The following is a 12,679-nucleotide window of genomic DNA, read 5'->3' on the forward strand; positions in this document are numbered from 1 at the left end:
ACTTACGGCTAATGCTTGACCAAGTTTTTTAAGGTTCGAGGTGCGGGGACGGGCAAAGCCCTACGAGGTTCGAGGCGTTCTGTGCACGAAATTAGTTACTTGATATCAGAACCCAACGGGTAACTTTATTTACATAGCGGACGAAGATAAACGAAGCGCAAGGGATGCAAAGGGCTTAACACACGTATCAAACCCCTCGCCACTCGGAGCGAAGCGAAACCCGCTACTCGCCCCTTTATTTTATGCATTTATGGTGCTAGACGCTCAATCTGCCATTGCTGATCGTCTTTGGTGTAGAGGAAACGGTCGTGAAGTCGGTTTTCTCCGCCTTGCCAGAACTCGATGCTCTCAGGTTTGATGCGGTAGCCGCCCCAAAATTTAGGTGCGGGTACTTCGCCCTGCTCGAACTGCTTCTTCAGTTCAAGGTATTTGGCTTCAAGCACACCACGTGCTGAGATGCGGCTGCTCTGCTTACTGGCTATTGCCGCAAGCTGGCTCTCTTTAGGTCGTGACAAGAAATATTTCATGTTATCCACGGCGCTGAGTTTTTCAGCCACCCCAGTCACATGAACTTGGCGCTCGAGTGGATGCCATGGAAAGTGCAGGCTAACGCGGTGGTTGTGCTCTATCTGCTGCGCCTTACGACTACCCAGGTTGGTGTAAAACACAAACCCGTCTTGAGTCAGGTTTTTCAGCAGCACAATGCGCTGAAACGGCTGCCCACGTTCATCGACCGTCGCAACGGTCATTGCGGTAGGATCGGTTAACCCCGCATCAATCGCTTGTTGAAGCCAAAAATTGAATTGATCAATTGGATCATCGTTTAAATCTTTACGTCGTAAGCCATCACGGCTGTACTCACGGCGAATGCCCGCTAAGTCCATGTGCTCTCTCTTATTTCGGTTTTGCTATACCCAAGTGACTTGGATATAGATTGTGCTTGGATAGTCCACATACTGCAAGTTGTTATAGCCAACTAACCGCAAGATGCCGTTTCAGATCCTTTGGGTATACGATTTGGAAAGCAACAAAGTTTGTCCTTAACTAGTAGTAACCTACGTACGCGTAATTTAAACATCATCAAAGCGTTAACCTCGCCCGAGCGAAGTGCTCTGGCATCAAGGATAGATCAAGGACTGGACAGCAATGAGCAAAGATCGCTTTGACAAGCTCTCAGATAAAGAACTCGACTATGTCGATGACCAAACCGCGGCATTGCTCCTCAACACCCCAAGCAGTGCACGTGTGTTGCTTTGGGTAGTGATGATATTCTTTATTGCCGCCGGTGCCTGGGCAGCTTGGGCGGAAATTGATCAGGTCACCGCTGGAGAAGGCAAGGTTGTCCCCTCCTCGCAGATCCAAGTGGTATCAAACTTAGAGGGAGGGCTAGTTAAAGAGATCCTCGTTACTGAAGGTCAACAGGTCGAGCAAGGGCAGCAGCTATTGCTCTTGGATGACACTCGTTTTCGCTCCGACTTTCGTGAGCGCGAAAAACAGGTTCTCAACCTTAGCGCCACGGTAGAGCAACTCAGGGCCTCCATCGACAGTATCGAAATCAGTGGTGACTTCAGCGAGGATAACTGGCGAGATAACGTCAAGATCGCCACCAACAAGCTGATCTACTCTGAACAATTGCTTGAGAAGGAGCCGACCTTGGTCTCGCGTCAACGCGCTGAATATATTCAAGGGCTTAATGAGCTACGTAGTCAACTGTCTTTGATTGACCAACAGGTTCAACAAAAACAGCAAGAGTTGGTTGAAGCGCAAGCCCGCACAGTTAACCTACGACAAAGCTATAACTTTGCGCGAAAAGAGCTCGATATCACTAAACCTTTGGCCGACGAAGGCGTGGTGCCGCAGGTTGAGCTTCTCAAACTTCAACGACAAGTCAATGATACGCGGCGCGATCTCACCTCAACCGAGCTTAAAATCCCTGCCCTGCGCTCAGAAGCGCGCGAGGCCATGCTCAGCCGGATTGATGCCGCGCAGAAGTTCATCATTGAGCACCAAGAGGCGTTGAATGAAGCTCAGGATCGCTTGTCCGCCATGACCGAGTCAACCATAGGACTGGAAGACAGAGTCAATCGCACCACTGTGATTTCCCCTGTGACAGGTACGGTCAAGACCCTTAATGTCAACACCGTAGGTGGTGTCATTCAACCGGGTATGGACATTGTGGAGATCGTGCCAAGTGAAGATACCTTATTGGTTGAGGCCAAGATTGCCCCGCAAGACATCGCCTTTTTACGCCCAGACTTAGACGCCATCGTTAAATTCAGTGCCTATGACTTCACCAAATATGGCGGGCTGAGTGGCAAACTTGAGCACATCAGCGCTGACACGACTCAAGATGAAGAGGGCAACAGTTTCTATCTGGTTCGAGTACGCACCGAACAAACCAGCCTAGGTGGCGATCAATCACTGCCAATTATTCCCGGTATGACGGCGAGCGTGGATATTATCACTGGCAAGCGTACCGTACTGAACTATCTATTGAGACCCTTGTTCAGTGCGCAGCAAAACGCATTACGAGAATAAGCATGTGTTCCACCTACGATTGCTAATGAGTCAGTGCAAGGCAGCAAAATGGCTGCTGTTGAGCCTAGTGCTGATAACGCCATCTGGTTTAAGTGCATTTAGTCGAGTCGAGCAGCAATGGGTCGAGATGGTCAGTGAGTTTTACGGCCCAAGGGCAGGGCAAAGAGTCATGAGCTGGCGCAGCCTAATGGCCGATCTCGCTGAGGAGCCTGCTATGGTGCAATTGAGTGAAATCAACGATTTCTTTAACCAGATTCATTTTATCGATGATTTCAAGCTTTGGGGAAAAAAGGATTACTGGGCGACCCCACTGGAGTTCCTTGGCTCAAATGCAGGAGATTGTGAAGATTTCACCATCGCTAAGTATTACTCACTGCGTGAGTTAGGGATTGAGGAAAATAAGCTGCGCCTTATCTATGTTAAGGCGATAGAGCTAGACCAATTTCATATGGTACTGGCCTACTACTCTACCCCGAGTGCCGAGCCTTTGATACTCGACAATCTCGACCCTGTGGTACGTAGGGCTTCGACACGTGAAGATTTGCAGCCGATTTTTAGCTTCAATGCGAAGAATCTATGGTTAATCAAGGCACAAAAAAGCCGCATAGCAGGTGATGCCTCTCGCTTGAACCTGTGGAACGATTTACAAGCCCGTCAAAAGGCAGACAGTTTGAACAGACCAATAATTGACGTTGATGAGTAGGGATTATGACACTTTATAAACAGTTGGTAGTCGGGATGATTGCCGTGTTCGTTTTGCTTTTGGTATCGGTTGCGATCATTGAGCTTAAGACAACACGCAACAACCTTGAGCAGCAACAACGATCCGAGGTACGTAACACCATCAATACTGTCGGCTTGGCACTGGCTCCATACCTAGAAAACGAGGACAATGTTGCCGTGGAATCGGTGCTCAACGCCCTGTTTGACGGGGGCACCTACTCACGGGTCCGGCTTGAGTTTCTGCAAAACGACAACGAGATCCTACGCTCATTCCCCGTTCATCCCAGCCAGGTGCCCAACTGGTTCCTTAATCTTGGTATTTTTGACCAGATCAGCGAACAACGGGTGATCACCAGTGGTTGGCTGCAGCTGGCACAGGTGGAGATCGTCAGCCACCCTGGCGAGGCCTATCTGCAACTTTGGCATGCGCTAAAGCGCATTATGCTGGCGTTCGGGGTTATTTTTCTATTGGGGCTTATCAGCATCTCTTTGGTACTCAAGCGTGCCCTCAATCCACTCAAAATGATCGTCGGCAAGATGGAGCAAATCGCCAACAATCAATTTGGCGACCCTCTACCAGAGCCCGCCACCAAAGACTTGCAGTTTGTTGTCAGTGGGATCAATAAAATGTCTGCACAGGTTGAAGAGGCATTTAAATCACAAGTCATGGAGGCGCAGCGTTTGCGAGAGCAGGCGTACATCGACCCAGTATCGCATCTAGGTAACCGAACCCTATTTTTCGGTCAGCTCGAGAGCTGGCTTGAAGAGGGGGGGCTTGGCGGCGTTGCCATCCTTAAGGCACGTTTTATTAAGCAGATATACGACACAAAAGGCTACGAGCAAGGGGATGAGATGGTCAACCGAGTCGCCAAGCAGCTCGTGAACTCGATCCATCTGCCTGACGTGACCATCGCCAGGATTTCAACCAATGAGATAGGCTTTATCCTCCCGGCGGCGAGTGAAGAAGAGCTGCACCAGCTAGCAAATGACATCATTAACTATGTGCAGAGTGTCAATCCCGACCCCACCGCTACGGCGTCGCTCCCCCTGTCATTGGGTGTAGTTTATAACCAGCGCCCACAAAGCAGCAGCGTCATTATGTCACTGCTTGATAATGCCTTGGCCAATGCCACCAGCAACCCCGAACTACCCTATCACTTTGTCGCCAGTGAGCATGCCGAGTCCGTGATGGGTAAGCAGCAGTGGAAAGCCTTAGTGGAGGAAGCGATTCACAATGATTGGTTTGAGTTTCGCTATCAGGCCGCCAACAGCAACTGGGGCAAAACCTACCATCGTGAGGTCTTCACTGCGATCGTGGTGGGTGATAAGCGCTATAGTGCCAACCAATACCTGTTTGCCCTCGAACAGCTGCGTGCCAGCCATGAGCTTGACCAATACGTGATTGATAAGGTAATTGACAGGCTGGAGCTTGAGGCACTCGAAGAGCCTATCGCCATCAATATCTCAGCCACCAGTATTGAAGAGCCCAGCTTTATTCGCTGGATCACCTACAAGCTTGGTAAGCACAAACGTATCGCTCAGCTGCTGCATTTCGAGCTGCCAGAGCGCGCCTTCATTGAGAGCCCCCACTATGCTGCTCTGTTCTGTAATGCGGTGCGCAACCATGGCGCTTGTTTTGGTGTCGATAACTATGGCCGTAACTTCCAAGCGCTCGAATATCTGCGCGAGTTTGCGCCTTCATACGTCAAGATTGACTACTTATTTACCCACCAACTCGATGACGAGCAACAAAAATACACCCTGACGTCGATATCACGCACTGCGCATAATCTGGGTATCACCACCATCGCCTCAAGGGTTGAAACCCAACAACAACTGGAGATGCTATCAGAGCACTTTATCGATGCCTTCCAGGGCTTTATTGTCGACAGCCCGGAGTAATTTGAGTACCCCAGTTATTGAAGCAACAAGCTCTTTAAGCAGCGAATAATGACAACAACGAACAATTTAAGCAGAAAGCTATCTTGAGCAAAATAAAAGGCAACGCAACTATGCAAGACCCATTACTTAACTCGCTCATCTACATCAGTCGCTACTACGGCTTAGCGAACTCACCCGAAGCCCTGATCAATGGCCTGCCACTTGCTGACGGCAGCCTCACTCCATTTCTTTTTCCCCGCGCGGCGGAGCGGGCAGGATTGGTGGCGCGTGAAAATCGCAGCGATATTGAGCAGATATCCCAGCTAGTATTGCCGGTGGTATTGATGCTTAAAGGCGGTGATGCCTGTGTGCTCAACGCCATTCACAGCGAAAAACAAGAAGCAGAGATTGTTAACGTTGAATCGGGGCTGGCACCGATCTCTATTCCACTTGGAGATTTACAGCTGCAATATATTGGTCGTTACTTCCTGGTCAAAAAGCAGTTTCGCTATGATGAGCGCTCACCCGAGGTGCTGAAAACCAAAGATGGCCACTGGTTCTGGGGCACGCTGTGGCAGTCGAAACGCATCTACCGCGATGTGTTGATCGCCTCGGTGCTAATAAACCTATTTGCCATCGCGGCCCCCATGTTCACACGTATCGTGTATGACAAGGTGGTGCCCAATTTGGCCTTTGAGACGCTTTGGGTGCTCGCCAGCGGGGTATTTATTATCTTTAGCTTTGATCTGTTTCTGAAGCTGCTTCGAAGCTATTTCATTGACATTGCTGGCAAAAAGTCCGATATCCTGATCTCATCAAAGCTGTTTAGTAAAGTGCTGGGGATCCGCATGGAGTCCAAACCCGCCTCAGTTGGCGCCTTTGCTCGCCACTTACAGGAGTTCGAGTCGATCCGTGAATTTTTCACCTCCGCCACCATCTCTTCGCTGATTGATCTGCCGTTTGCGATCTTATTCCTCACCTTGATCTGGCTTATGGCTGGCGATCTGGTCTATGTACCACTGGCCGGCGTGATCATCTTGATCCTGTACTCTTTATTGATCCAAGGGCCGCTCAAGCGCGCGATCGAGGAAGGATCGCGCCTGTCCTCACAAAAGTACGCCAACCTGATCGAGAGCCTCTCCGGTCTTGAGACGCTAAAATTGTTTGGCGCGCAAAGTCAGTATCAGTATCGCTGGGAAGAGGCCGTCGCGCACATGGCCAACTGGAACATCAAGAGCCGCCGGATCACCGATGGGATCCAAAATGCCGCGGGCTTTGTCCAGCAAGCCTGCAGTGTCGGGATGATCATTGTCGGTGTGTACCTGATCGCGCGCGGCGATCTCACCATGGGCGGACTGATTGCTGCGACCATGCTCAGTGGCCGAGCCATTGGGCCTTTGGTGCAGTTGTCTTTGCTCTCTACCCGCTACAACCAAGCCAAATCTTCTTTAGCCATTATTGAGCAGGTGATGGCGATGCCAGACGAGCAAGAAGATGGCAAGCGCTACATCCACCGCCCGATTGTCCAAGGCAAGATTGAGCTAGATAAAGTCACCTTCCAATATCCAGAAGCACAGGTCGCCTCAATCCGCGATGTTAGCCTCTCGATTGAGCCCGGTGAAAAAGTGGCGATCATTGGCCGAATTGGCTCGGGCAAGACCACGCTTGAGCGCTTGATCATGGGTCTATACCAACCGATAGAGGGCAGCGTGCGTATCGATGATACCGATATCGAGCAATTGCATCATATTGATATCCGGCGCAACATCGGCTGCGTTCCACAAGACAGTCAACTGTTTTACGGCAGTATCCGCGACAACATCACTTTAGGTCGACCACTATCGGATGACAGAGACGTACTGGATGCGGCGAATCGCGCCGGCGTCACTCAGTTTACTCAACAAGACCCCGCGGGGCTTGAGCGCCAGGTGGGTGAGGGTGGAGCATTGCTTTCAGGTGGACAACGTCAAGCAGTCAGCATCGCGCGCGCCTTGTTGGGTAGACCGCCAGTACTGCTGCTCGATGAGCCTACCAGCGCGATGGATAATCGCTCCGAAATGCAGATCAAGCACCAGCTCTCTCAGCTCAAGTCTCATGAGACACTGATACTCATCACACACAAGATGTCGATGCTGGATGTGGTTGATCGGGTGATTGTGATGGAGAAAGGCGCGATTATCGCCGATGGGCGTAAATCGGAGGTACTCAATGACCTGAAAAATGGGCGAGTGAGGGCGGTAAACTGAACGAGTCAGCCACATGGCTGACTCGTGAGATAATCAGTAGCTCGCAATATATGGCTGATGGTCAGCAGGTAAGTAGTCTTCCCACCAGGCCACTGACTGCTTAGGGTATTTGATGCTCACTGGCTCACCAAACATCGGCAGCAACACCTGAGTGTCATACTCAACACCGAGTGCTTCCATCGCTTCAAACGGTTCCCACCATGCGTGGCGTCCTAAATCAAAGGTGCCATTGTGGATCGGCACCAGAACCTGTGCCTGCAAGTCTAGGTGCGCTTGCATCGCGTCCTCTGGCAATAAATGGATATCGCGCCACAACTCGTTGTAGGCACCCACCTCGAGTAGGGCAAGGTCAAAGCCACCGAAATGCTCACCAATCTCCGCAAATCCGGAGAAATAGCCGCTGTCGCCAGAGAAGAACACTCGTGTTTGCTCTGTCTCAAGCACATAGCTTGCCCATAGCGACTTATCACGATCGAGCAGACCACGGTTGCTGTAGTGCTGTGCTGGGGTAGCACTGATGGTCAGGCCCGCAAGCTCAACCCCTTGCCACCAGTCCAGCTCGATAATCTTCTCGCGCGGTACGCCCCAACGCTCAAGCAGCGCGCCCAGTTTGAGCGGCACGATAAAATGCTGACTCTTGTCAACAAGCTGACGGATACTGTGCTTATCCAAATGGTCATAGTGGTTGTGCGAGATTACCACGGCCTTAAGCTGCGGCAGTTGGTCTATCGTAACAGCGCTAGGGTCAAAGCGCTTTGGCCCAATCCATTGCAAAGGTGAGGCGCGATCAACAAATACCGGGTCCGTGATCACCCAGTCCTGCCCAAGCTCCATCAATACCGTCGAGTGCCCTAAGCGGTAAAGGCGATCGACGCCCTGTGCTTGCAACTCACCCTCTGGGATCGTTCGGCTTGGCAAAGAGTGGTCTGGTGTCGAGGCTTCGTGGCGCGCCGATGTCATTGCCTCGCGCATCTTGCCAATACTCATATCCCAAACCAGTTCTGTGTTGTGGAACTTACCATCACGGTATTGAGCGCCTGGTTTGCCATGTTGAATTAAACTATGTTGATGCTCAAACTCTATCTCTTGGCGACCGCATGCCAGTAGCGACATAGCCGCCAGGCCTACCAGCGTGATTCGAGGAAGGGTCAATTTCATGATTACTCTCTAACGTTTGGGAACATCACGCTTAGCGCCGGATGACCTCTGTTGAGTTGGCGAAGCGTACCCGTTTACCATGGTGGTTCATCATCATAAGTAAACTACTCGGTGTACTATAAGCATGCATCAGAGAAAAGTAAACTAGTTAGTGTAATTTAATATTTCCGCCAAACAGGGCTGAGTGTTAGTCGTATCTAGGTTGGCTGATGTTGTGATACGCCACACCGCAAATATGTGAAACGCTACAAAAGACCGGCAACCGTCTGAACAGGCTGACCATCAACCCCTTGTGTCAACCAGACTGCCACCGCATCAGCTCTGGCATCGACTGGCACATTATCAAATTGCCATTGCTGCTCTCCTGAGACCTGAAGTTTCTCTAACACCACGAAATCATGTTCCAGATATCGACCTCGGTTTTCACCAGCTCTGACCCTAGTCGATTCGTCCATCGCTAGCAGCACCAAGTGGGCGGTGTAGCGACCCGACTGTTCAAAGCGTACAGAAAAGCCATCGTCTTGCCGGACCAGAGTCAGAGCACCCGCATCCTCAACCACTTTTTCAGGCAGGTTATGGCGATAAAAAAAACCGCGCCACTCTCGCCCATCAACCACAAAGCCTGGCGTATAGACGGAGCTAAGTGCGCCGTAGGAGTAATACAGGCGCTGCCGCTGACTGTAGGCGGGGTTGGCATACTCATCTTTCCAGCCCAAGCGGTCCCAGTAATCAACGTGAAAAGCCATTGGGATCACCTCATGCCACAAGCGCGGCTTTGACTGTAACTGACTTAAAAACTGATCGGCTGGTGGGCAACTGGAGCAGCCCTCGGAGGTAAACAGTTCCACCAGTTGTGCGGGCTTGCCTTGGTGTGTCCAGGTCTGCTGCTCGGCATTGACAGTGGTTGCCAAGAGCAATAAGCCCAAACTGCTCATCAGTGGCATAGAATGCATCATTACCCTCTCCCTTGAGACGCGAGTTTTAGACAAAGACCCGTAAGAAATTGAGTTTCTTTCATCTCAACCCGGCTTTGAGTCATGCTTCCCGCTTGGAGAAAAAAGCCGAACTTGCCAAGACCATGGCGAAACTGGGTAAAGTTGATTAGAATCAGCGCTAACTCATCAATGGATAGCGCCACTATGATCACACTGTCAAACAATGTCACCATCGCAGAATGGGAGGTCGAGCTCTCGGCTATCCGCGCTATGGGAAGCGGTGGTCAAAACGTCAATAAGGTTTCCAGCGCTATTCACCTGCGCTTTGATATCCATCGATCAGCCCTACCTAGTGTGTATAAAGAGCGCCTATTAACGCTCTCTGACTCACGCATTACCAAAGAGGGCGTGATTGTGATCAAGGCGCAGCAATACCGCACCCAAGAGCAGAACCGCGAGGACGCACTCAATCGCCTTAAAGAGCTGATCTTAGCCGCGATGGTGGTGCAGAAAAAACGCCGACCGACTAAACCCACTCGCACCTCGCAACGTAAACGCCTAGACAACAAAAAGCGCGCTGGTGCCACCAAGTCTCTGCGTGGCAAGGTAAGCTACTAGCGCTATGTGATGACGATCCTTGCCCCCTCCCCTTCCTCCAAATACAACCAACTCGAACGAAAAATCAAACTGCGCAGAAAATAGTCATAGCCTTGTGACCCCAAAATCGAGTATATTGCCGCGTTTTTATTATTTTTAGTGCTTCGAGTAGAAATTGATGTCAAAAGGTCAAAATCTCGATAAACGAATGTCCATCGTCGCACTGGCATGGCCGATTCTTATCGAAATTCTATTACGTACTGCGCTAGGGACCAGCGATGTATTTATGCTGAGTGGCTACTCAGACCAAGCGGTATCAGCCGTTGGTGTGATCACTCAGATAACGTTTTTCTTAATTATTGTCTCCACCTTTGTAAGCAGCGGCACAGGGATCTTGATTGCGCGCTACAACGGTGAGGGGCGACACAGTGACTCTACCCATGTCGGGGTGGCAAGTATCTGGCTATCGTTCGCGATTGGCGCACTACTGAGTGGGCTGGCGATAATGGTTGCAGTGTACTTTATCCCGCTGTACGGTTTGGAGGCCCAAGTCGAGCAATATGCTAAAGACTACCTTCTGATCAGCGGCGTGATGACCTTTAATGTCACCGTCGGTATTGTCCTGACTACTATCCTGCGCAGCCATGGCTACTCTCGGGCACCAATGGTGGTCAACCTGATCAGCGGTGTGTTAAACGTAGCAGGTAACTACCTTGCACTGTACCAGCCCTTTGGCTTGCCGGTGTATGGCGTACAAGGTGTGGCTATCGCAACAGTAGCCAGCCAGGTGATTGGCACTTTGATGCTGGTTTGGATCGCCAAACACAGCCCAATCGCATTGCCACTCAATCAAGGTAAGCAGGTTCCTAAGCCAATCTACAAGAGTATCCTTAAGATTGGCGGTATGAATGGCGGTGAAGTCCTGTCTTACAATCTGGCGCAAATCTGTATCGTCTACTTTGTAGTGCAAATGGGCACCGCCTCACTGGCGGCGTTCACTTACGCGCAAAATATCGCACGCTTCTCGTTTGCGTTCGCTTTGGCTGTCGGTCAAGCCTCACAGATTCAGGCAGGGTACTACATTGGTCGTGGCTGGGTTGAGTCCATCTACAAGCGTGTGCACCGTTATTTCTTAATCGGCTTTGTGGTTTCTACCATGATGTCGGTGTTCTTTTACCTCAATCGCGACCTCATCCTACCCATCTTTACCGACCAAGAAGAGATCTTGCTCTTAGCCTCGTCACTGCTTTTAGGCTCCATCGTACTAGAGGCAGGGCGAGTATTTAACCTTATCTACATCTCAGCACTCAAAGGGGCCGGCGACGTTAAATTCCCGGTTCAAATGGGCATACTGAGCATGTGGGGCCTGAGTGTCACCATGAGCTACATTCTCGGTATTCACTGGGGCTGGGGCGTGATCGGCGCCTGGATGGCCACTGCGCTAGATGAATGGGTTCGAGGTATCATCATGGCTTACCGCTGGCGCTCACGCTGCTGGGTCAACACCAAGGTTTAGGACAAGGGGCAAGGATGTTTTACTGCGGGTGCACTTCGTATCGAGTATCGAGTGTTCCCTAACAAACCTAGACTCCATGCCCCATATTTTCTGGTTTCTCACACCCTTACCACCCACCGACAACTTAGTCTTTAGCAATAAAAGTAACAACAACCAAAACACGCCTCGCAACTCGTAGGGCTATGCCCGTCCTCGCTCCTATAACCTTTTCCAGCTACTAAAAGGTCAAATACAAGCAAAACTTTGCGTTACAGTCCATCCAACAGTTGCATTCTGAAGCACAGCTAGGCAATCTAACTCGAAATCAGCAACTTTGCTGGGTCGTTAAACCATTCAATTAGGATAATTGCAATGAAACGTATTCATTCTCTAGCAGCGTTAATCGCACTATCTCTTAGCGCACACGGTATGGCCGCTGTGACCATCGATGTACCCGAGACCGTGAAAATTCTGGCCGTCAACCAAGACAAGCCTGAGCTCGCTGGGGGCCTGTTCTCGGCAACCAAAACCCTGACTCTGCCTGATGGTGAAAACCAAGTTGTGTTTCGCTATTCGCCTTACTTCGACCGTGGTGGTGACCGTGACATCATTGATAGCCGAGCGACTATCGCAACATTCAATGCCAGCAACCAAGAACTGCAATTTGACTTACCGCGCTACCGCAATGCTGCTGATGCCCGTTCAAAAATCAACACCATGGAGTGGCAATTCGTTGACGAAGCTGGTCAAAGCGTTGATGTTAAAGAAGATCAGTTGATCAAAGACGGCATGCAGATTGGTCGCGACTACGTGCGTGAAATTGAGGACTACAACCGCGCAGGTGGTGTAGCGGCGGTTGGTATTGCAGTTACGGCGGCGATCCCTGCCCAACTTCCTGAGACCTCTGCGGTCCCTACTCAGCTGCCAGAAACACAAGGCTCAATCAGCACCGCAGAAGAGATGCTGTACTTCTGGTATGGCAAAGCTGATGATGATGCTAAAGCGCGCTTTAAAGCGTATATTGATGCTCAATAAAAGTCCTTTTAGTTTAGTCCACTAATACAGGGCACAAGCGCAGATAGTTATAACAAGTTAATGAAGGTTCT

At 50.6% G+C, this 12,679-nt stretch carries 10 protein-coding genes; 7 read left to right on the forward strand and 3 right to left on the reverse strand.

Annotated elements, in window-relative coordinates:
• Window positions 1-248: 248 nt before the first annotated feature.
• A complete protein-coding gene (gene pdxH / locus ACZ5R2_RS16500) occupies window positions 249-884 on the reverse strand; it encodes a pyridoxamine 5'-phosphate oxidase (protein ID WP_464903487.1) in 636 nt (211 codons plus the stop codon).
• 262 nt (window positions 885-1,146) lie between these two features.
• Between pdxH and ACZ5R2_RS16505 the strand changes: the two genes are divergently transcribed.
• From ACZ5R2_RS16505 to ACZ5R2_RS16520, 4 genes are all read left to right on the forward strand, one after another.
• Window positions 1,147-2,538, forward strand: coding sequence for an HlyD family type I secretion periplasmic adaptor subunit (locus tag ACZ5R2_RS16505; protein ID WP_464903486.1), 1,392 nt, complete (start codon window positions 1,147-1,149; stop codon window positions 2,536-2,538).
• A 25-nt stretch (window positions 2,539-2,563) separates the two neighbouring features.
• Window positions 2,564-3,241 carry a transglutaminase-like cysteine peptidase gene (locus ACZ5R2_RS16510; RefSeq protein ID WP_464903485.1) on the forward strand — a complete coding sequence of 226 codons (678 nt, stop codon included), beginning with the start codon at window positions 2,564-2,566 and terminating at the stop codon, window positions 3,239-3,241.
• A 5-nt stretch (window positions 3,242-3,246) separates the two neighbouring features.
• Window positions 3,247-5,163: a bifunctional diguanylate cyclase/phosphodiesterase gene (locus ACZ5R2_RS16515; RefSeq protein WP_464903484.1), complete on the forward strand. Its 1,917-nt coding sequence runs from the start codon at window positions 3,247-3,249 to the stop codon at window positions 5,161-5,163.
• Between the two features lie 110 nt (window positions 5,164-5,273).
• Window positions 5,274-7,388, forward strand: coding sequence for a type I secretion system permease/ATPase (locus tag ACZ5R2_RS16520; protein ID WP_464903483.1), 2,115 nt, complete (start codon window positions 5,274-5,276; stop codon window positions 7,386-7,388).
• A 33-nt stretch (window positions 7,389-7,421) separates the two neighbouring features.
• On the opposite strand, the gene ACZ5R2_RS16525 is transcribed toward ACZ5R2_RS16520, so the two are convergent.
• On the reverse strand, window positions 7,422-8,546 hold the full coding sequence (locus tag ACZ5R2_RS16525; RefSeq protein ID WP_464903482.1) for an MBL fold metallo-hydrolase: 1,125 nt from the start codon (window positions 8,544-8,546) through the stop codon (window positions 7,422-7,424).
• 245 nt (window positions 8,547-8,791) lie between these two features.
• A complete protein-coding gene (locus ACZ5R2_RS16530) occupies window positions 8,792-9,502 on the reverse strand; it encodes a DUF1223 domain-containing protein (protein ID WP_464903481.1) in 711 nt (236 codons plus the stop codon).
• Between the two features lie 183 nt (window positions 9,503-9,685).
• Here ACZ5R2_RS16530 and arfB point away from each other — a divergent pair, with 183 nt between their 5' ends.
• The 3 genes from arfB to ACZ5R2_RS16545 all read left to right on the forward strand — a co-directional run bounded on the left by arfB (window position 9,686) and on the right by ACZ5R2_RS16545 (window position 12,608).
• Complete coding sequence (gene arfB / locus ACZ5R2_RS16535) at window positions 9,686-10,099, forward strand: alternative ribosome rescue aminoacyl-tRNA hydrolase ArfB (protein ID WP_464903479.1); 414 nt, start codon at window positions 9,686-9,688, stop codon at window positions 10,097-10,099.
• 157 nt (window positions 10,100-10,256) lie between these two features.
• On the forward strand, window positions 10,257-11,594 hold the full coding sequence (locus tag ACZ5R2_RS16540; RefSeq protein WP_464903478.1) for an MATE family efflux transporter: 1,338 nt from the start codon (window positions 10,257-10,259) through the stop codon (window positions 11,592-11,594).
• A gap of 351 nt (window positions 11,595-11,945) precedes the next feature.
• Complete coding sequence (locus ACZ5R2_RS16545) at window positions 11,946-12,608, forward strand: DUF2057 family protein (RefSeq protein WP_464903477.1); 663 nt, start codon at window positions 11,946-11,948, stop codon at window positions 12,606-12,608.
• Window positions 12,609-12,679 lie beyond the last annotated feature (71 nt).

The organism is Vibrio sabulosilitoris (assembly GCF_055391395.1).

Excerpts from the sequence above, each read along its gene's own strand:
- pdxH (WP_464903487.1), bottom strand. The coding sequence starts at position 884 with ATGGACTTAGCGGGCATTCGCCGTGAGTACAGCCGTGATGGCTTACGA.
- ACZ5R2_RS16505 (WP_464903486.1), top strand. The coding sequence starts at position 1,147 with ATGAGCAAAGATCGCTTTGACAAGCTCTCAGATAAAGAACTCGACTAT.
- ACZ5R2_RS16510 (WP_464903485.1), top strand. The coding sequence starts at position 2,564 with ATGAGTCAGTGCAAGGCAGCAAAATGGCTGCTGTTGAGCCTAGTGCTG.
- ACZ5R2_RS16515 (WP_464903484.1), top strand. The coding sequence starts at position 3,247 with ATGACACTTTATAAACAGTTGGTAGTCGGGATGATTGCCGTGTTCGTT.
- ACZ5R2_RS16520 (WP_464903483.1), top strand. The coding sequence starts at position 5,274 with ATGCAAGACCCATTACTTAACTCGCTCATCTACATCAGTCGCTACTAC.
- ACZ5R2_RS16525 (WP_464903482.1), bottom strand. The coding sequence starts at position 8,546 with ATGAAATTGACCCTTCCTCGAATCACGCTGGTAGGCCTGGCGGCTATG.
- ACZ5R2_RS16530 (WP_464903481.1), bottom strand. The coding sequence starts at position 9,502 with ATGATGCATTCTATGCCACTGATGAGCAGTTTGGGCTTATTGCTCTTG.
- arfB (WP_464903479.1), top strand. The coding sequence starts at position 9,686 with ATGATCACACTGTCAAACAATGTCACCATCGCAGAATGGGAGGTCGAG.
- ACZ5R2_RS16540 (WP_464903478.1), top strand. The coding sequence starts at position 10,257 with ATGTCAAAAGGTCAAAATCTCGATAAACGAATGTCCATCGTCGCACTG.
- ACZ5R2_RS16545 (WP_464903477.1), top strand. The coding sequence starts at position 11,946 with ATGAAACGTATTCATTCTCTAGCAGCGTTAATCGCACTATCTCTTAGC.